Genomic DNA, 20,069 nt, shown 5'->3' on the forward strand with positions numbered 1-20,069 from the left:
TCAGCCGGCGAGCGGGTTCAGGACCAGCGGTTCGATCCGGCCCTCCAGCATGGCGCCCAGTCCCTGCGCCGCGCACACGTCGGGCCGCTCGGCGATGTGCACCGGCATCCCGGTGGCCCGCCGCAGCATCTGGTCGAACCCGGGCAGCAGCGCCGAGCCGCCGACCATCACGATCCCGCGGTCGGCGAGGTCGGCCACCAGGTCCGGCGGGCACTCCCGCAGCACCTTGCCGATGGCGTCCAGGACGGCCGTCAGCGGGGTCTGGATCGCGTCGCGCACGGCGGCGGTGTCCACCCGCACACTGCGCGCCAGCCCCGTCGCCACGTCCCGGCCGTGGATCTCGGTCGACGCCGGACCGTGCGGGGTCAGCCCGTTGCCCGACAGGGCCAGTTGCAGCGGCCGTACCGCCTGGCTGGGCAGCATCAGCGCGTGCGCGTGCCGCAGGTGCTGCACGATCGCGTGGTCCACGGCCTCGCCGCCCACCGGGATCCGCTCGGCGGTGACGATGGAGCCCAGCGAGAGCACCGCGACCTGGGTCGCCGCCGCCCCGCACACCATGACCATGGTGGCCTCGGGCCGCTCCACCGGCAGCCCGCACCCCACGGCGGCGGCGATCAGCGTGTCGACCAGCTCCACCCGCCTGGCCCCCAGCCCGACCAGCGTCTCGATCGTGGCACGCCGGGCCAGCGGATCGGCGTCGTGCGGGGCACAGGCCGCCGCCCGCAGCCGGGGCTTGCGGCGCAGCGCCCGGCGCATCTTGTCGCCGAGCAGATGCCGCAGCATCCGCTGGGCCATCTCGATGTCCACCACCGTGCCCCCGGCGATGGGCCGTACGACCCTGATGTAGTCCGGGGTGCGCCCCGTCATCTTCTCCGCGAACTCGCCCACGGCTATCAGCGCGCCGGTACGGGTGTTCACGGCGGCGACCGAGGGCTGGTCCACGACCAGGCCGGAGCCCTTCACATACACCCGGGTGCGGGCCGCCCCGAGGTCGACGGCGAAGTGACAGCGGCGCAGCCGCTCCAGGCTGACGGTCACGGCGGATCCTCCCGAGTGCGCGGGCCTTGGGGTCCCCCGCCTGTCCGGCGGGCTCACTGGAATCCTGCGCGGGTCCGGGAGCGGGCGCCTTTCCTGGGCCGCCGGGCGGGGTGCCGCCGAACGGGCGTAATCTCCGGCCTCCCCGGAGTGTCGGCGGGTCAGCGGGCGCGAAGGGCCTCCACCAGCGGTTCGAGCGAGGAGACCGTGACCTCGCTGCCGCCCTCGCGCAGGACGCGCCGGCCGGCGGCGGTGGGCGCGTAGCCGACGAAGGGGAGGCCGAGCTGCTGGGCCGCGGTGAGTTCGGCGACCGAGGAGCTGATCAGGACGCAGGAGCGGGCCGGTGCGCCGGCGGCGGTCAGGGCGCGCAGCAGACAGTCGGGGTGGGGCGTCAGCAGACTGAGGTCGGCGCGGCGGCCGTGGATGCCCGCGAGGGGCAGCCGGTAGGGCTCCAGGCAGCGGTGGACGGCCTGGCTGCACACGTCCGTCACCACGCTGACCCGGCGGCCGGAGCGGTGCAGGGCGCGGACGAGCGCGAGGGAGCGGTGCGTCGTCGGCGCGTCCGGCACGGCCCGCAGTTCCAGTTCGTCCAGCCGCGCCCGCAGCAGCGGGCCGAGCCCGTCGTGGGCGAAGGCGCGCAGCAGGTCCAGCGGGTGCGTGAACGCCTCCCGGCCGGGGACGCCCGCGACCGACAGCGGCCGGCCCGCGAGCGCGTCCTGCGGATCGCGGTGGTCGGCGACGACGGACAGCAGGTCGAGGACGGCCTCCCGGGCCGTCTGCGCCGGGAACAGCCGGGCGAGGGGCCCGTCGAAGCCGACCAGCACCGTCTCGGCGCCCGCGAGGAGCGCCGCCAGCCGCCGGCGGGACGGGACCGGTGGCTCCGCCGCCGGCGCGGGCGCCCACTCGGGGACCAGCTGCACGGCGTACGACACCGTCAGTCCCGGGACCGGCCAGTCGTCCACCCCGGCGTTCACCGCCCGCTGGGCCGCGCCCGCCCGGCGCGGCGGATAGCGGCGCGTGACGGGGGCCGCCGCGCCGCGCAGATGCTCCAGCAGGAGCCCGGACACACCGCTGGCCTCGGCACGGACGAACGCCACCGGATCGTCCACCCGCCAGGACAGCTTCACCGCGGCGGTGAACGCGCCCTTGCCGGAACTCGGCAGGGACACGAGCTTCCGGGTCTCGTGCGGGGTGAGGTCGACCGTGTAGTACGTCTCCGGACGGGGCGAACGCGTCCCGTAGGGGTGGATCGGGTCGAGCAGCGTCAGCGGGCCGCCGGGCCGCGTGTGGACGACGGCCGTGCGCCCCGGTGTGGGCACGCCCAGCTCGCGCAGGTCGTGCGTGATGAACGGGCCCCGCACCAGATCCCGCTCCCCGGGCTCGGCGGGCCCCGGCCCGAGCGGGCAGTACCAGGCGGCCGGCGGGCTGTCCGGGGCGCTGTCGCGGAACAGCGGCCGGAACCGCTGCGAGCGCCGGGCGGCGGAGCTGGCGGCGAACTCGTCGTACAGGGCGGGCGGTACGACGACCAGCACGTCCGCGGCGTCCTCCGGCGGCCGGACGGGCGGCCGGCCGAACGTGACCCGCAGCCGCGGCGGGTCGGTCAGCCGGGCGAGCGCCTGGGGGAGTTCGCGCAGTACGGCGACGAGGACGGGCAGGAGATAGGCGCCGGGGGCGGTGCGCACCAGGTAGCCGTCCGGGCGGACCTCCGCCTCGTACTGCCGGGGGCTGAGGGAGCCGCGCGCGAGGATCTCGTGCACGGTGGCTTCGAGCGTGATGCGGGCTTCCGGGCGGCCGGTGAGTCCGTCGGCCGTGAAGCGGATCCCGGCCGGCTCGGCAGCGGTGCCGACGGGACCGCTCCGCCGCTCCCGGCCCAGCCGCAGCAGCCGTTCGGCGCCGCGCCGCTGGGCCTCCGCGTCGGCGGAGAGGAGCGCGGCGACGGCCGGGCCCAGCTCCGTCCCGAGCGCGTCGGAGTCGTCGGGGTGCAGGGCGCGCGCGATGCCCCCGAGCGCCCGGAGCGCCTTCTCCCGGCTCCCGTGGACCACCGGCGCGGAGTCCAGACAGGTCAGCACCGGCCCGTCCGGGCCGAGCACGACGGCATGGGTGTCCAGCACACCGCGCGGGCCGTCCTGCGCGTGCAGCGCGAGGACCGCCTCGGCCAGCGGCGGGAGCAGCGCGCGGACCTCCTCGGCGGGCAGGCCGCCCGGAGCGTCCCGGAGGCGCCGGCGCAGGGTCCGGCCGGCGACGAACTCCCGGACCAGGTACGGCGATCCGTCGGCGACGCCGTGGTCACGGACCGGTGCGATGCCGGGGTGGCGCAGCTCGCCGAGGCGCCGTCCGAGGTCCTGGAGGGCGGCGGTGGACCGTCCCGGCGGATACCGGTGCAGCACGACGAGCGTGTCACCGTCCCGGGTGTCCTGGGCCAACCAGCCCGTGCGGTCCGTGCCGCCTGTGCCGCCTGTGCCGCCTGTGCCGCCCGTCCCGCCGGTCCCGCCCGAGGCGCCCGTCCCGCCCGCGCCGTCGGCCCGCCGCAGCAGCCGGTACCGCCCCGCGAACAGCTCCCCGGCGCCGTCCGCCGTCAGCCGGCGGACGCTGTCCTCGCTGACCGTGGCGAACGGATCGCCCCCCGGGGCCGTCCCCGTGCCCCGCGCGTCCGGTACCGATGCCCGGAACTCGCCCGGCGCCCGGCCCGCCCTGCGGTCGATGAACTCGCCCATGCGGTCGAGGAGTCCGGTGGTGCGGTGGCGGTCGGTGCGGGGCAGGCCGAGCAGCAGCAGCTCGCGCACGCCGTCCCGGAAGGCGTAGGAGCCGGGCGGGCCGTCCGGGGCGGTGGTGAGCATCCCGCTGACGATCACCTCGGCCAGGTGCTGGGGACGCGGATCGGGTTCGACGGCGGCCTGGACCAGGCGCATCACCGGCAGGTCGGGGCGGCCCACCGCGAGATGGCCGGCCAGCCGGACCGCCTCCGGGGAGGCGGTCGCCCGGAACCGCAGGACCAGCTCCTCGGCGGACAGCAGCCCGACGTCCGTACGGTCCTCGGCGTCCGCGGGCAGCGGGCGCCCCAGCCGGGCGACCGCGCCCGGGAACCCCCCGCCGCCCGGGGTGGCGAGCAGCCCGGCCCAGTGCGCGAGCCACCGCGGCTCCGGCTCCAGCACGGGGAGCGGGACCGCACCGCCGGTCACGGCCGGCTCGGGCGGCTCGTACGGGGTGAACGCGAGCGTCGCCGTGGGGGCGGCGGGGTGCGGGGCCGACAGGGTGCCCGGGGTGGTGGGCAGGGCGGTGTCCCGCCACAGGTGTTCCGGCAGCGGTTGGACGACGGCCAGGGGCATCCGGCGCGCCCAGCGGTGCAGGGTGGCGAACCAGCGGGTGCCGGCCGGACCCTCCCGCCACTGCGGGCCCATGCAGTCGCTGATCAGGAGGGTGACGGTACGGCCGTCGGCGGGGGCGTGCGGGTCGGCTCCGCGCACGGTTCCGTCTGCGGCGGCGCGGTGGAGGGCGACCGTCCGGAAGGCGCCCGACTGGGCCAGCACCGTGTGCAGTTCGCGGATCAGGGGCCGCCAGACCGGCATCGTGGGGCCGGCGTCGTACACCAGGTTCAGGCGCAGCCAGCGCTCCCGTGCGGGGCGCAGCACCGGCAGCCACCATGCGGGGTCGGCGCCGAGGCGGGCGATGCGGTCGGCGGTCGCCTTCTCGTCCAGCTCCAGGCCCACGGGTGCGTCGATCCGGCGGCCCAGCGGGCGCAGCGCGCGTTGCAGCGCGAGCGGGTGGCGCAGCATCGGGGGCGCCGGGGCCAGGAGCGGGGTGTGGGACCGGTCCGCCGCCGGGGCGGGACGGCGGGCGGGCAGGTGCAGGGGGAGGCGGGAGGGCGGTGCGGGGGCGGGCCCCGGCTCCCGTACCGGCTCCTTGGGCGCAGGGGGCGGGGCGGGGGCTTCCCGCTCCGGGACCTCTGGCCCGGCCGGAGCGGGGTCGGCGGGGTCGGCGGGGTCGGCGGTGACAGGGGCACCGTCGTCCGCGCCGGGGGTCATCTGCCGGGCCAGCCACAGCAGTTCGGCCAGTTCCAGCGGGGTCGGGCGCACCCCCCGGGCCGCCTCGGCCAGGATGTCGGCCAGGCGGACCAAGGGGTCGGGGAACGGGGGCGCGGGGCGGCCCCGGAGGATTCAGCGGGCATCAGAAGACTTCGGAGCCCGCGGTCTGCCCCAGGTACGGCATCAGCTGTTCGGCCAGCCGGTCGAGGGAATCGGCGTCCAGGTCGGCGGAGCGGGCCAGGTAGATGGCGTTGAGGAGCTGGTCGGTGGCCAGGTCGCCGGTGCCCGCCCGGGACAGGAACCGGTCGATCAGGGTGCGCGCGTGGGCGTCGGGTTCACCCAGGTGGGCGCGGACGATCTCGGCGAGCTGCCGGTCGTCGGGCTGCCGCAGGTGCAGGGTGACGCAGCGGCGCAGGAAGGCGGGCGGGAACTCGCGCTCGCCGTTGCTGGTGAGGACGACGAAGGGGAAGGCCCGGCAGCGGACCCGCCCCCGGGCCACCGGGACCCGCTCGTCGGTGCCGTCGGCCAGCACCTCGGCGACGCCGTCCGGCGCGTGCCGTGCGGCCCGCACCAGCTCGGGGATCTCGTACTGGCCCTCCTCCAGCACGTTCAGCAGGTCGTTGGGCAGGTCGAGGTCGCTCTTGTCGATCTCGTCGATGAGCAGCGCGCGGGGCCGGGCGTACGGCAGGAGGGCGGTGCCGAGCGGGCCCAGGCGCAGATGGTGCTCGATGCCCGACCGGTCGTCCGCGCCCTGGGCCCCGCCCTGCCGGGCGGCCTCCTGCCGGGCCGCGTACAGCCGCGAGAGCGGGTCGTACTGGTAGAGGCCGTCGTGGAGCGTGCTGCGGCTGGTGATGTTCCAGCGCAGCACCGGGCCGAGCCGCAGCTCACGGGCGACCGCGTAGACGAGCGAGGACTTGCCGGTGCCGGGCGGGCCGGTGACCAGCAGCGGGCGGCGCAGGTACAGGGACGCGTTGACGAGCTGGACCGTCTCCGGCGTGGCCTGGTACGTCTCGGCGCGGTGCGTGCGGTCGGGGGAGACGGCGGAGGCGTCGGCCGACGCGTCCGGCGCCGCGAGCACCGGCCCGCCGTCGAAGTCCCGCCAGGGCGGTGGCGGGGGCAGCTCGGTGATGCCGTCGTGCGGCTCGTTCGTACCGGTGTAGACGGGCCACAGGGGCATGGGCTCTTCTTCTCCGTGGGGGCGGTTCGGTCGGGCGGTGGGTCAGGCGACGGGCGAGTGCAGGCTCGCGGTGGTCCCGGGGAAGCAGCGTGGGTCGTCCCAGAGCACCTGGAGGTCTCTCGCCCAGTGCAGGTCCGGCTCGTCGGCGGCGTCCGCGGTCAGCCGCAACGACAGGACGTGCCGCGGCAGTTCGGCGGGCGGCACGCCGGCGACCGAGGCGGCGAGCTGGTCGAGGAACGCGGTGCCGGGACAGGGCGGTTCCCCGGGGGCGGTGTCGGTGCGGGGTGCCTCCCCGTGCCCGGTGCCGGGACCGGGGGAACCAGCGGCCTCGGTGCGGGGGCAGGGCACGTCCCCGTGCCCGGTGCAGGGGGAGCCGGTGCGCGGCCACAGCAGGATCGGGACGGGCACGGTGAGACCGACCTCGAAGTGCTGCCGTGCCGCCGTGGGCGGGGCCGCGTAGCCCGCCAGCCCGGCGTCGCCGTCCCAGAGCCGTTTGCGCAGGCTCGGCGGCCGCTCCCGGGTGCCGCACTCCACCCGGTGCACCTCGATCCCGCCGCCGGAGTCCAGCTTCTGCCACTTCTTGCGCAGCTGGTGGCGCAGCCGGCCGCTGTGGTGGCGCGCCCGGTCGGTCACCACCAGGGGGTAGGCGCAGCCGAGCGGCGTGCTGTCGTCGGCGCCGCACTCCCACTGCGCCACCGCCTCGTTGAGCCACTCGCGCGGCAGGACGAACGTCACCAGCTCGTCGGCGTCCGGGGCGAGGTGGGCGACGGCTTCGTCGATGCGGCTCTGGACGTAGGCCCGCACCCCGGTGCGCGGCAGCCGGCGGGCGCCCACCGGCCGGCGCCGGCCGTCGCGGTACGCGGACACCTCCACGGTCACCTGGTCGGGACCGGCACCGCTGTGATCGATCTCCACGACGACCGGTGACCAGACGGGAGCCGCCGACGTGCCGGCCGGGACCGGGGTGTCCGTCGCCGCCGGGGCCCGTAACGCGGTTTCCCCGTCCAGCAGTTCCAGCAGCCGGTCGGTGAACCGGCTCATCGCCCCCGGATCGGGGACCTCCCACTGCACATGGGCGGCGGCAGCCCACAGGGAGGGGAAGCCGCCCGGGGGCAGGGGAGGCCCGAAGGCGCCCACCGCGTCCACGTACAGCCGGTTCGGGTCGCCCACCCGCTCGGCCTGGGCGACGGCCCGGCGCAGCAGGGCGTACAGCCGCCGGCGGGCGTCGTCCCGGTGGCCGGGGGTGGGCACCAGCTCGCCCAGCTCGGGCCAGTACCGGGCCAGCACGTCCAGCGGCAGCATCCGGCCCTTGCGCACGTCCGGTGACGACCCCACGGCCGCGGTGACCATGCCCGCCACCCTGCCGTCCGGGAGCGTCGCCGCCGCCCCGCTGAACCCGTCCACGAGCGGCTGACCGTGCCCCTGCCACGCCACCAGTTCCAGCCACTCCCCGGCGATCAGCTGGCCGGCGACGGGCTGGCACTCGGCGAGCGTGCCCTCGTCGTAGCCCTCGGGGAAGCCGTACGCGACCAGCCGGGGGTACGGCTCGGTGTACGCGGTGTCGGGCGGGGCGAAACCGGCCGGGGCGAGCGGGACGTCACGGTCCAGTTCGAGTACGGCGACATCGCCCGGGTCGGTGACGCCGCCGGCCCAGCCGCCGTGGGCGACGACCGAGGCGGACAGCGCGCCCAGCTCCCTGGCGTGCGGGAAGGTGACGGTCACCACTGCCCGGTCGCTCCGTCTGACGACGTGGGCGCAGGTGAGCAGCCGGCGGCCGGTGACCAGGAATCCCGCCCCGACCGCGTCGCCACAGGCGATCCGGGCCTGCCAGGCAGCGCCGCGCATCACCGGTCGGCGGACTCCGGGCCGGGCACGGTACGGTCGGGCGCGGCCTGGCCGGGCACGGCCGGCGGTGACGCGTGCTGCGCGGACGCGGCCCACGAGGGCGGGTTCTGCCCCGGGGCGGCCTGGTCAGGCGCCTTCCCCGGGGACCAGCTCAGCTTGACGACCAGGTGGCCCTCCGCCGACCCCTTCGCGATGACGGCACCGGCCTCCGCGGACAGCCGCACGCCGAACTCGATCTCCACCGCGTCCGGGCGCAGACTGCCGTCCCGGAAGACCCGCAGCGCGGACGCCGCGGCCGCCCGTACGCCGTCGAGCGCTCCCTCGAAGGTGCGCGCGGCCTGCGCCGGTCCGTCCCCGCGCGAGACGAGGCGGGCCCCCGACCGGGTGCCGGCGGCACCCTCCACCACGACGAGCGCGCCGTCCTCGGTCCTGAACTCCACCAATTCGTCCACGCTGACGCTCGCTCCCCCGTCGTACCCGACCAGTGACGACCCCATGTTACGGACGGTGCTGCGGGAGTCACACATACGGCGCTGAGGGGCGGGACTTGTTCTGAGGTTGGCGAAAACCCGCCAGGGCGACTTTCCGTCAGCACCGGTCAACTCCCGTACGACAAGCGACACATCACACTCGTCCCAGCACGCGACGCACTCGGCACACACGACTCGCCAACGAGAAGAGGCGTGGATGAGCACAGGACCAGTCAGACGCGGGGCCGCCCTGCTCGCCGCGGGGCTGGTGAGCGCCCTGCTCCCGGCCGGCCCGGCGGTCGCGGCGCCGCACCCCCAGGGCCCCGGCGCGAGCGGCACCACCACCGTCACCCTGGTCACCGGCGACCGGGTGACCGTCACCGACCTCGGGCACGGCAGACAGACGGTCACCGTACGACGGCCCATCGGCGCCACCGGTGCCGTACGGACCCAGCGCGACGACGGCCACCTCACGGTCGTACCGGACGAGGCGCTGCCCTACCTGCGGGCCGGCACCCTGGACCGGCGGCTGTTCGACGTCAGCGGGCTGATCCGGCAGGGGCTCACCGACGACCGGGCCGGCACCCTGCCGCTGATCGTCACCTACGACAGGAGCGCGCGGACCGCGACCCCGGCCGGCGCCGAGCGCACCCGCGCGCTGCCCAGTCTGCGCGGGGCCGCCGTCAAGGCCGGCAAGGGGCGCGCCTTCTGGCGGTCGTTCACCCGGACGCCCGGCATCGACAAGGTCTGGCTCGACGGGCGGGTGAAGGCCGAACTCGCCGAGAGCAACGCGCAGATCGGCACGGCGGCGGGCTGGGACGCGGGGCTCACAGGGAAGGGCGTCACCGTGGCCGTCCTCGACACCGGCGCCGACCTCGGCCACCCCGACCTCGTGGACCGGGTCGGCACCGCCAGGAGTTTCATCGAGGGGCAGGAGGTCGCCGACCGCAACGGCCACGGCACCCACGTCACCTCCACCGTCGGCGGCAGCGGCGCCGCCTCCGACGGCAGGGAGAAGGGCGTGGCGCCGGACGCGACCCTCGCCGTCGGCAAGGTGCTCAGCGACCAGGGCGCGGGGAGCGAGTCCCAGATCATCGCCGGGATGGAGTGGGCGGCACGGGACGTGCACGCCCGGATCGTCTCCATGAGCCTGGGCTCCACGGAGCCCAGCGACGGCACCGACCCCATGGCACAGGCGGTGAACACCCTCTCCAAGGAGACCGGCGCGCTGTTCGTCGTCGCCGCCGGCAACACCGGTGCCCCCTCCTCCATCGGCTCACCGGGTGCCGCCGACGCCGCCCTCACCGTCGGCGCCGTCGACTCCGCCGACCAGGCCGCCTGGTTCAGCTCCGCCGGACCCCGGTACGGCGACAACGCCCTCAAGCCCGACCTGGCCGCCCCCGGCGTGGACATCCTCGCCGCCCGCTCCGGGCTCGTCACCGGCACCGGCCCCTACACGTCCATGAGCGGTACGTCCATGGCGACCCCGCAGGTCGCGGGCGTCGCGGCACTGCTCGCCGAGCGGCACCCGGACTGGACCGGCGCGCGGTTGAAGGACGCGCTGATGTCCAGCTCGAAACAGCTCGACGCCTCCGTCTACACGCTGGGCGCGGGCCGGGTGAGCGTGCCGGACGCGGTGCACGCGACGGTGACCGCCACCGGCAGCGCCGACCTCGGCTTCCACGGCTGGCCCTACGACGCGGACGAGCCGGTCACCCGGACCGTCACCTACACCAACACGTCCGGCACACCGGTCGATTTGAGGCTGTCGGTGCGGGGCGCCCCGGACGGCGTCGCCACCCTCGCCGACGACACCCTCACCGTGCCCGCCCACGGCACGGCCTCCACCACCGTCACCGGCGACGCGTCCAAGGCACCGGTCGGCGGGACCACCGGACAGATCGTGGCCGCCGACCCGGCCGGCACCGCGGTCGCACACACCGTGTTCGGGCTGGTCAAGGAGGAGGAGCGGTACACACTCACCGTCCACGTCAAGGACCGGTCGGGCGCGCCCGCCGCCGCCGACCTCACCGTGCAGCGGCTCGCCGAGGGCACGGACGCCGAGCCCGTCCACGTCGGCGACTCGGGCACCCTCCGGCTGCGCCTGAAGCCCGGCACCTACTCCCTCGCCACCTTCCTCGACGTGCCCGGCAGCCACGGCGCCGACTCCCTCGGCCTCGGCTTCCTCACCGCCCCCGAGATCACCCTCGACCGGAACCGCGACATCACCCTGGACGGCCGCACGCTGCGCGAGGTCCGCGCGGACGTGGACCGGCGCACCGAGACCCATCAGCTCGTGATGGAGTACGACCGGAAGGCGAACGGAGCCGACCTGTTCGGCGCGGTCCAGGTGCCCCTCACCTACGACAGCGTCTTCGCCGCGCCCACGCCCAGGGTCACACAGGGCACCTTCGAGTACCGGACCGTATGGCGGCTGGCCAAGCCACAGCTTGAGGTCGAGGGCGTCGGCGAGGCCACCGTCCAGCCGGGCGGCACCCTCATCGCGGGCCGCACGCGACTGCCCCTGGTGGACGTCGGCGACGGTCCCGTCACCGGGGTGTCCGGCAAGGCCGTCCTCGCCCGCCTCGCCCCCGGCGCCGACCCGGCCGCGCTCGCGCGGGACGCGCAGGACGCGGGCGCCGAGGCCCTGTTCGTCACCGACGACGCGCCCGGCCGGCTGATGGCCTGGTGGGGCACCGACGACAACGCCGACCGGCCCCTGCTGATCGCCACCGTGAACCGGGCGGACGCGGCACGCCTCAGGGCGGCGGGCCGCGTCGACATGACCGGCACCCCCGACTCGCCGTACGTGTACGACCTCTCCGAGGGCCACCGGGGAGCCGTCCCGGACCGGGACCTCACGTACGCGCCCGGCGCCCGGCAACTCGCCGCCGTGCACGTCACGTTCCACGCCGCACGGCCGCAGAGCGGCGGCGAGTTCCGGTACTCGATCACCGACACCTTCCCGATCGGCCTCGGCTTCCAGGAGCGCGTCGCCCTGCCCGCCCAGCGCACCGACCACGTCTCCACCGGCCCCGGCCAGCTGTGGCACGAGTCCGTCACCGCCGGCGACGGCGCGCTGGAGGAGCGCGGCGGGCTCGTCCGCTACGACGGCGGGACCCGGCCGGCGCTGCACTGGTTCCGGCCGGTGTGGCACCCGTGGCTGGGCACCGGACTCGGCTGGGGCCAGCAGCGGGCCGGGAACCAGATCCAGCTGAACGTGCCCGGCTGGGGCGACTCCGGCCCCGACCACACCGGCTTCGGCGACGTGTGGAGCGAGGACAGCGGGATGCGCCAGACCACCTCCGTCCGGCTCGACGGCACCCTCGTCGACCAGAACACAGGCTCCGCCGCCTACGTCTGGGACGCGCCCGCCGACGAGCACACGTACCAGGTCGTCACCGACACCGCCCTCGACGCCGGCCGGTGGCCGCTCGCCACCCGGGGCCACACCGAGTGGACCTTCCGCTCGGCGGCCACCCCCGAGGACCACTGGACGTACCTGCCGCTGATCAACCTCGCCTACGACCTCGGCACCGACCTCGCCGGTGCCGTGCGCGGCGGACAGCGGGTACCGGTCGCAATCTCCGCCTCCTACGTGGCGCACGCCTCGGGCACCGGCAGGCTCGGCGGCGGCCGGCTGGAGGTGTCGTACGACGACGGCACGACCTGGCGGGCCGTCCCCCTGAGCACCGGCCGGGCCACCTCCTGGCGCGGCACGCTGACCGTGCCGCGCGGCGCGTCCTCCGTGTCGCTGCGGGCCTCGGCCCGGGACGACAAGGGCGGAGCGGTGACGCAGGAGATCATTCGGGCGGTGGCGGTCCGGTGACGCTCCGGGGCGCGGACGTGCCGACGACGCCCCGGACCACGCCCAGCTCCACCAGGTCCTGGGGGCGGACGCGGAGCTGGTCGGCGGTCGACCGGACCTCCTGCGGCGGGCGTTTCAGGATGGCGGCCGCCAGTTCCGGCGCGATCACCGAGAAGTAACTGTCCGGCGTGGCCCAGGTGTTGCCGGGCGCGGCCAGTGCGAGGGCGCCGCCGGAGCCGCCCTCGCCGATGACGAGGGTGGTGATCGGCACCCGGGCGGCGGCCACCGCGCCGAACACCTCGGCGACGGCCGCGCCGACGCCCTGCCGCTCCGCCTCCGCGTCGTTCGCGGCACCCGGGGTGTCCACCAGCGTCAGCACGGGGACGCCGAGCCGGTCCGCCAGCCGGATCAGCCGGGCGGCGGTGCGGTACCCGGCGGGTCGGGTCGCCGTGCCGGTCTGCGCCGCGTAGGCCACGGTACGGCCGTCCCGCTCACCGAACCCGCACAGCATCCCGCCGGGATCCATCCCGCCGCACCTGTCACCGCTGATCGGCAGCCGGTCGTCGAAGTAGGCGTCCAGGTAGGCCCGCGCCCGCGGCCGTCCGCCCGCCCGGGCCCGCTCGACGGCCTCCCACCCGCTCCCGGCCGACCCACCCCACCCGAGCGCCTGCGGCACGGGGGCGGGCTCGGGCCGGTGGGCGGTCACGGGGGCGGAGGCGGGTGCGTTGTCCCCGTGGGGTTCTGGGGCGGAGGCGGGCGCGGGCCACTGGGCGGATGCCGGGGCGGGCGCGGGTGGGGCGGGCTCGGTCCCCTGGGCGGCCGCCGGGGTGGGGGCGGTGGGCGGTGCGCTGTCGGTCGGCGTGGCTCCCGGGGTGACTTCCGGCGTGGCTTCCGGCGTGACGCCCGGTGTGGTGCCCGCCTGCCGCCCGGCCAGCAGCCGCAGCCACCTCCCCAGCACCCCCTTCAGCTCGGCCGGCGCCACGATCGCGTCCGCCGAGCCCGCCGCGAGCTGGGACTCCGCCGTGTACGCGGACGGGTCGGCGTCCGGCGGGCGGACCCGGGAGCCGGCGAAGCCGACCTGGGCGCCGGGGAGGGCCAGGACGATGTCCGCGCCCGCGCCGAGGGTGGCCCAGCCGCCGCCGGTCGTCGGGTCCCGCAGGACCGCTATCTGCGGCAGCCCCGCCTCACGGGTGAGCGCGGACTGCCGGGCCACCCGCTGGAGCTGGGTGAGCGCGAGCATGCCCTCCTGCATCCGGCTGCCCCCGGTCGCGATCAACGGCACCACGGGCAGCCGGTGTTCACGGGCATGGGTGTACGACGCCTCCAGCCGGTCCCCGGTGCCCTCGCCCAGCGAGCCGCCCAGGAAGCCGAACTCGAAGGCGATCAGGACGGCCCGGGTTCCCTCGACGCGCGCGGTGCCGCAGACGACCGACTCCCGCTCGCCGGTGCGGGCGGCGGCGCGGGCGCGGGAGGCGCCGTAGCCCTGCCAGCCGAGGGGGCCGTCGTCCCGCTCCGACTGCCGTATCGCAACGGGCAGTTCACGGAAGCTGTCCGCGTCCGCGACCAGCGCGAGCATCTCCCGTGCCGAGAGCCGCTCAGGCATCGGCCAGGGCCCGCTTCATGATCTTCCCCATGTCGTTGCGGGGGAGCGCCTGGAGGTAGCGGACGACCCGGGGGCGCTTGTGCGGGGCCAGCCGCCGGGCCACGTGGTCCGCCAACTCCTCGGTTCCCGGCGGGGCCTGAGGGTCCGCCGGGACGATCCAGGCCACGATCCGCTCGCCCAGGTCGGCGTCCGGCTCCCCGGTGACCGCCGCCTCCCGCACCCCCGGGTGCTCCAGCAGCGCGTTCTCGATCTCACCGGCCCCGATCTTGTACCCCCCGCTCTTGATCAGGTCGGTGGTCTTGCGGCCGACGATGCGGACGTAGCCGTCGGGCTCGCGCACGGCCACGTCCCCGGTGCGGAACCAGCCGTCGGCGGTGAACGCGGCGGCGGTGGCGTCGGGCCGGTTCAGGTACTCGGTGAACAGGTTCGGGCCGCGCACCTGGATCTCCCCGACGCTCTCCCCGTCGTACGCGGTGATCTCCGTACCGTCCTCCTCCACCAGCCGCAGCTCCACCCCCGGCAGCGGCACCCCGACCGTCCCGGGCCGGGCCTCGCCGTCGACCCGCACGGCGGTGTTCATCAGCGTCTCCGTCATGCCGTACCGCTCGATCACCCGCCGCCCGGTCGCCGCCGCGATCCGCTCGTGGTCATGGACCGGCAGCGCGGCCGAGCCCGACACCAGCAGCCGGGCCCCGGCGAGCGCCTCGGCCAGCTCCGGGTCGCCGGGCAGCGCCTCCGCGATCCGGTGGTACATCGTCGGCACCCCGAACATCATGGTCGCGCCCGCGTTCAGCTCCCGGGCCACGCCCTCGGGGGAGAACCGCCCCAGGTGCCGCACCGAGCCGCCGCGCCGCAGCGGACCCAGGACACCCAGCACCAGCCCGTGCACATGGAACAGCGGCAGCCCGTGCACCAGCACGTCGTCGCCGGTCCACCCCCAGGCGTCGGCGAGCCCGTCCAGGGTGGTGGCGAGGGCCCGGCGGGGGAGGACCGCGCCCTTGGGCGGGCCGGTGGTGCCGGAGGTGTAGACGATCAGCGCCGGGTCGCCGTCCGAGGCGCGCTCCTGAGGGACGGCACCGGTGGCCGACGCGTCGACATCGACCCGTGCCAAGTCCCCGAAGACCGACGGCAGTTCCGTGCCGGGCGCGGCGAGCACGAGTGACGGCGCGCTGTCGGACAGGATGTGCGCCAGCTCCTTCTCACCCGACTTCGGGTTGAGCGGCACCGCCGCCACCCCGGCGAGCAGTGCGCCGGTCACCGCGACGGCGGTCTCCAGCTCCGCAGTGGCCCACACGGCGACCCGGCCGGAGCCCTCGATCCGCGCGGCGAGGGCACCCGCGGCGCCCGCCAGCCCGCCGTAGGTCAGAGTCCGTGGCCCGAACCGCAGGGCGACCCTCCCCCGGACTTCGTCCGGGGGGACCCCCATCTCGCTGCGCTCACCTGGACCGTCCGTCAGAGCGGGGAAGAGGGAGGACACGCGGCGCACTCCTTACTGTCGGACGGGGCCGACTGCACGGTCGGCGGGGCCGACTGCCGGGGACGACAGCACCCTTCCTACACCAGGACCCGCGTTGCGACGACCGCGCTCAGATCGGCCGCGAGCCGCAGCTCGACCGCCCGCAGCGCGGGATGCTCCAGCCAGTGCAGCCGGGCCCGGTCGACCCGGCCCTCGTGCAGCGGCGGCCATCCGGCCGCGGGCGTGAAGTCGTCCACGACGACCGTCCCGCCGGGCACCAGCAGCCGCTCCACGTCGGCGGGCGCGTCCCCGGGCGCCTTGCCCTGCCCGCCCCCGTCGAGGACGAGCAGGTCGAAGGGGCCGTACTCCGCGATCCGCCGCCAGTCGCCGGTCAGCACGGTGACCTCGGAGCGGCCGGTGAAGACCTCGGCGGCGCGCCGCGCCCGCTCCGGCTCCCGCTCGACGCTGACCAGCCGCACACCGGGGGCTGCCCCCGACGCGAGCCAGGCCAGGCCGACACCGAGCCCGGTGCCGGTCTCCCCGATCCGCAGCCGGGCACCGCCCGCCAGCGTGTGCAGCAGGCGGCCCTGTTCGGGCCGGCAGGAGAAGGGGAAGCCGTGCGCGCGGGCGGCGGCCAGGGCGTGCCGCACGAGCGGCGGCAGCCCGTCCGCACCGGTGTACGCGCCGGTACCGTGCTGTGCCATACGGCCAGTTCTAGCCGACGGGCACGGACGGGCGGGCGGCCGTCACCACATCGGCGACGACACAGCTGACGTTGTCGGGACCGCCCGCCGCGTCGGCCGCGCCGATCAGGGACCGTACGACGGCCTCCGGGTCGGACCCGGCGGCCAGCAGCTCCTTGATCAGCGCGTCGGGGACGACCCGGGTCAGCCCGTCCGAGCACACCAGGTACCGGTCCCCGTCCCGGGCCTGCCGCACCCGCAGATCCGGCACCGGCGGCGCACCGGAGGTGCCCAGCGCCTTCAGCAGCAGGGCCCGCTGCGGATGGCTCTCGGCCTCCTCCTCCGTCAGCCGTCCCTCGTCGATCAGCGACTGGACCACGCTGTGGTCGTGGGTGATGCGGAACAGCTCGCCGTCCCGCAGCAGATACGCCCGCGAGTCCCCGATGTGCACGAGGGCCAGCTTCGACCCCGTCCACAGCAGCGCGGTCAGCGTCGTCCCGCTCTCCTCGCCGCCCTCCCCCGCGGCCCTCGCGAGGTCCTGTACGGCCTCGTTCGCCCCGCGCACCGCATCCTCCAGCAGGTTCAGCACGCTGCCGGCGGCCAGTTCCTCCTCCTCGTCCAGGAACCTCAGCGCCGCCACGGCGGCATGGCTCGCGGGTGCCCCCGCCGGGCCGCAGCCGTCGGCGACGGCGAGCAGCCTGCGGCCCGCGTACACCGTGTCCTGGTTGGCCGGGCGGACGTGCCCGCGGTCCGAACGCGCCGCGTGACGCAGTTCCAGCATGGTGGTGTGTCTCCCTCTCGACTCGCCGGTCAGCTCCTCGACGAGGAACGCGGCGAGGTCCCGCCGTACGGCCGTCTCCGCCTCCACCCGGGCCCAGTACGCCCGGATCTCCCGGGCCGCGTCCGCCGCGTCCAGGGCGCACACCGCCCGGATCTCCGCCAGGGGCATGCCCAGGCGGCGCAGCCAGGCCACGAGCCGGGCCCGTTCCAGCTGGGCGAGGGCGTAGTAGCGGTAACCGGTGTCCGGGTCGACCCGGGCGGGCGGCAGCAGGTCCAGCTCGTCGTACAGGCGCAGCGCCTTCGGTGACAGCCGGCTCGCCTTCGCGAACGCCCCGATGGTCAGCAGTTCCATGCGCACCTCGCGCGTCTCGTCGTCCGCCACCGATGCTGGGGCTTGACCGAAGGGGAAGGTCAACAGGGCTGTCCCGGTTCCCGCGGCGCTTGTTAGCCTCACAGCCGCACCGACCGTCGAACCCGCGTACGACAGGGAGTCCGCCGTGCCCCGCATAGCCCTCGCCACCTACGACCCCGGAACCGGGCCGAGCAAGGACGCGGACCTGCCGGTGCTGGTGCGGGCGCTCGCGGACGCCGGTGCCGAGGCGGAGGCCCGGCACTGGGACGATCCGGCGGTGGACTGGGGCGGGTACGACCTGGTCGTCATCCGCTCGACCTGGGACTACAGCTGGCGGGCCACGGAGTTCGCCGCCTGGGTGGACCGGGTCGGCGCGCTGACCCGGCTGGCCAACCCGGCCCCCGTGGTGCGCTGGAACGCCGACAAGCGCTACCTCGGGGAGCTGGCGGCGGCCGGCGTGCCCACCGTCCCCACCCGCTACCTCGCCCCCGGCGAGCCGGCCGGCCTGCCGACCGGACACGAGTTCGTGATCAAGCCGACCTCGGGCGCGGGCGCCCGGTTCGCCGCCCGCTACACGCCCGCCGAGCACGACACGGCGGTACGGCACCTGGCGCGGATGCACGCGGAGGGCTTCACCGCGATGGTGCAGCCCTACATGCCGGGCATCGACGTGCGCGGTGAGCGGGCGCTGCAGTTCTTCGGCGGGCGGCTGCTGCACGCCAGCCGCAAGGGTGCCGTGCTCTCACCCGGCACCCCGTACGACGCCGACAAGGTGGCCCACCCCGACCTGGAGCGCTGGCATCCCACGGACGCCGAACTCGCCGTCGCCGGGAAGGCGTTGGCGGCCGTGCCCGGCGCCCCCGGGTTGCTGTACGCGCGCGTGGACCTGGTGGACGGCGAGGACGGCGAGCCCCGCCTGATGGAACTGGAGCTGGTCGAGCCGAACCTGTTCCTGTGGCTGCACCCGGACTCGCTGCCGCGCGTGACGGAGGCGATCCTCGCGGCGGCCGAGGACGCGGGCCCGGGCCCGACGGTCACCAGTACATGACCGACGCGCCCCCGGCACCCCACGTGGAGTACATCCGGACGCGCAGGACGTACCGGCGGTCCTTGAGGAGCTTGACCTCGAAACGGCCGTTGCGGTTCTCCCCGCTGTCGTCCTCACCGGTGACGTAGCGCAGGTTCTCGCCGCCCACGTCCTCGAACAGGACCATCAGCACATCGGCGTCGCCGAACGAGCCGAACTGGTATTTCTGGCTCTTCTCCGGAGTGACCTCGTAATCGGCCTGCTCGCCCGAGGCGAGGTCGAGGACCGCCGACCGGAACGGCTTCAGCGCGTCCAAGTGCGGAGCCAGCGGGGGATACCAGGTGCGCACGTACTCCTTGTCGTGCTCGGACAGTCCCCGGGGGGAGGGAATTCCGGTCCGGTATGCTTCCGGCCGCTTGATGAGACCCGCCTCGAACCCGTAGTGCATGACGGACGACGGGTCCCACTGCGAACCGCTCACCTCATCGGTGGAGAGTTTGCGGATGATGTTCTGGTAAGTCACCTCATGCGGCCAGAAGTTGGGCGGGCCGGCCATGTGCGCGTACACCGTCGGCTCGTCCCACTCGATGCCGGCGAACGGATTCTGGTGCTCGTGGGAGAAACCGATCGCGTGCCCTATCTCGTGCCGGACCGTGACCTTTCCATAGGGCGAGGTCGGGTCCCAGCCGAAGTTCATCGTGGGTTCCCCGGAACCGATGCCGAGACAGTCCGTGCCGACGTACGACCAGGACCCGTCGTCGGCGAAGGCGATCCGGATCTCGGATTCCGCGGGGTCGTCCTCGGGGCGGAACCGCAGTCCGATACCGAGATCCTCCCATTCCTGGAAGCCGTTGTGGACCTCGGTCAGCCAGGCCTTCGGCACGCCGTTTCCGGCGCCGTCCAGGAACGAGTACCGCAGCTGGGTACCGTTCACCCACTTCGCCCGGTTGAGCAGTATGGCCCTGGTCCGGGGAAGGCTGAGGTCCGGGGGGAGCGCGGGGATTCTCTGCGGGGGCTGAGCGCAGTACCGCGCGGGGCCCTTGTCCTGCTCGGTGGCCATGACGACGCTCCTTGATTCTGCTCGCGGTGGGGGTTCAGTGAGGGCTCAGATGTCCACGTTCACGCCACCGGGAAATGCGTACTGGTCGTGCGGGCGCATCGTCACCGTCTTCCACGCGCCGGTCGACCCGATGTTCAGGCAGGAGTCGAACGGGTACAGATACGTGTAGACGGGGCCGTAGCGGCCGCTCCAGATGTGACCGTCGTCGGACTCGGCGTACCAGTAGAAGAACTGCTGGTTGTTGGGCGCGATGAGAACCCGCTCGTAGGGCTTGATACGCCACCAGCCCATGGTCCGGTAATCCCCGTACTGCCCGCATGCCTGCGGGTCCCAGTACATTCCGGCCACCTGGATCGTCGAGGAATGACTGTTGCGGAAGTACGGCATGGTCACTCTCCTCGCTGCCGAGCCGCCTCGATGTGCCGGCGCCACCGTTCCGCCAGCGTGTCCTGCGGCACTTCTTCCTCCGGTACGACGGGAGGGGCCGGCACGGCCGCGGCGTCGGCGGCACCGGCCGCCGGACCTTCGTCCTCGTGGATCCTCGGGTCGAGCCCGCTCCGGACGTCCTCCTCCGGGGCCTCCTGGAGCAGTTCGACACCCGGCTCGAAGGCCTGGAGCGGTGCCGGGACGCCCGACGGTTGATTGTTGGACATGCGAAACACCCCATCCCCTTTGATTGACCATTGAATGGGTGTGGTGATGAACCGTTGAACGAGCCATTTCTGACCCGGTGAATGAATTCCGGAACGCC

The 20,069-nt window shown here is 75.1% G+C and carries 14 protein-coding genes; 2 read left to right on the forward strand and 12 right to left on the reverse strand.

Going from position 1 to position 20,069, the window contains the following annotated elements; all coding sequences use genetic code 11:
- From C3492_RS07070 to C3492_RS07090, 5 genes are all read right to left on the reverse strand, one after another.
- A complete protein-coding gene (locus C3492_RS07070; protein ID WP_103810866.1) occupies positions 1-1,038 on the reverse strand; it encodes a rod shape-determining protein in 1,038 nt (345 codons plus the stop codon).
- A 158-nt stretch (positions 1,039-1,196) separates the two neighbouring features.
- Positions 1,197-5,150 carry an SAV_2336 N-terminal domain-related protein gene (locus C3492_RS07075; RefSeq protein WP_258055543.1) on the reverse strand — a complete coding sequence of 1,318 codons (3,954 nt, stop codon included), beginning with the start codon at positions 5,148-5,150 and terminating at the stop codon, positions 1,197-1,199.
- Positions 5,151-5,199: 49 nt separating this feature from the next.
- Positions 5,200-6,234, reverse strand: a complete 1,035-nt coding sequence (locus C3492_RS07080; protein ID WP_103810867.1) for a MoxR family ATPase — start codon at positions 6,232-6,234, stop codon at positions 5,200-5,202.
- Between the two features lie 42 nt (positions 6,235-6,276).
- Positions 6,277-8,079: a trypsin-like peptidase domain-containing protein gene (locus tag C3492_RS07085; protein WP_181140236.1), complete on the reverse strand. Its 1,803-nt coding sequence runs from the start codon at positions 8,077-8,079 to the stop codon at positions 6,277-6,279.
- Positions 8,079-8,576, reverse strand: coding sequence for a CU044_2847 family protein (locus C3492_RS07090; RefSeq protein ID WP_103810869.1), 498 nt, complete (start codon positions 8,574-8,576; stop codon positions 8,079-8,081). Before C3492_RS07090 ends, C3492_RS07085 begins: the two co-directional genes overlap by 1 nt.
- 190 nt (positions 8,577-8,766) lie before the next feature.
- Between C3492_RS07090 and C3492_RS07095 the strand changes: the two genes are divergently transcribed.
- The gene (locus C3492_RS07095; protein ID WP_103810870.1) at positions 8,767-12,378 is read left to right on the forward strand and encodes a S8 family serine peptidase; all 3,612 of its coding nucleotides are present in this window, start codon (positions 8,767-8,769) and stop codon (positions 12,376-12,378) included.
- Here C3492_RS07095 and C3492_RS07100 read toward each other — a convergent pair.
- The 4 genes from C3492_RS07100 to C3492_RS07115 all read right to left on the reverse strand — a co-directional run bounded on the left by C3492_RS07100 (position 12,353) and on the right by C3492_RS07115 (position 17,231).
- Positions 12,353-13,960, reverse strand: a complete 1,608-nt coding sequence (locus tag C3492_RS07100) for a carboxyl transferase domain-containing protein (RefSeq protein WP_181140237.1) — start codon at positions 13,958-13,960, stop codon at positions 12,353-12,355. The two genes, C3492_RS07095 and C3492_RS07100, sit on opposite strands and share 26 nt — an antisense overlap.
- The gene (locus C3492_RS07105; protein ID WP_258055544.1) at positions 13,953-15,437 is read right to left on the reverse strand and encodes an acyl-CoA synthetase; all 1,485 of its coding nucleotides are present in this window, start codon (positions 15,435-15,437) and stop codon (positions 13,953-13,955) included. Before C3492_RS07105 ends, C3492_RS07100 begins: the two co-directional genes overlap by 8 nt.
- A 77-nt stretch (positions 15,438-15,514) precedes the next feature.
- On the reverse strand, positions 15,515-16,120 hold the full coding sequence (locus C3492_RS07110; RefSeq protein ID WP_103810871.1) for an O-methyltransferase: 606 nt from the start codon (positions 16,118-16,120) through the stop codon (positions 15,515-15,517).
- Between the two features lie 10 nt (positions 16,121-16,130).
- On the reverse strand, positions 16,131-17,231 hold the full coding sequence (locus tag C3492_RS07115) for a MerR family transcriptional regulator (protein WP_181140260.1): 1,101 nt from the start codon (positions 17,229-17,231) through the stop codon (positions 16,131-16,133).
- Between the two features lie 145 nt (positions 17,232-17,376).
- On the opposite strand from C3492_RS07115, the gene C3492_RS44120 reads away from it, so the two are divergent.
- Complete coding sequence (locus tag C3492_RS44120; protein WP_103810873.1) at positions 17,377-18,279, forward strand: RimK family alpha-L-glutamate ligase; 903 nt, start codon at positions 17,377-17,379, stop codon at positions 18,277-18,279.
- On the opposite strand, the gene C3492_RS07125 is transcribed toward C3492_RS44120, so the two are convergent.
- The 3 genes from C3492_RS07125 to C3492_RS44495 are packed head-to-tail and all read right to left on the reverse strand — an operon-like array spanning position 18,266 to position 19,971.
- Positions 18,266-19,318: a M12 family metallopeptidase gene (locus C3492_RS07125; protein ID WP_103810874.1), complete on the reverse strand. Its 1,053-nt coding sequence runs from the start codon at positions 19,316-19,318 to the stop codon at positions 18,266-18,268. The two genes, C3492_RS44120 and C3492_RS07125, sit on opposite strands and share 14 nt — an antisense overlap.
- 45 nt (positions 19,319-19,363) lie before the next feature.
- Positions 19,364-19,705: a DUF1036 domain-containing protein gene (locus C3492_RS44125; RefSeq protein ID WP_103810875.1), complete on the reverse strand. Its 342-nt coding sequence runs from the start codon at positions 19,703-19,705 to the stop codon at positions 19,364-19,366.
- Between the two features lie 2 nt (positions 19,706-19,707).
- Positions 19,708-19,971: a hypothetical protein gene (locus C3492_RS44495; RefSeq protein ID WP_103810876.1), complete on the reverse strand. Its 264-nt coding sequence runs from the start codon at positions 19,969-19,971 to the stop codon at positions 19,708-19,710.
- Positions 19,972-20,069 lie beyond the last annotated feature (98 nt).

Source organism: Streptomyces sp. Ru62 (assembly GCF_002920615.1).
In the GTDB taxonomy this organism is placed as follows: Bacteria; Actinomycetota; Actinomycetes; order Streptomycetales; family Streptomycetaceae; genus Streptomyces.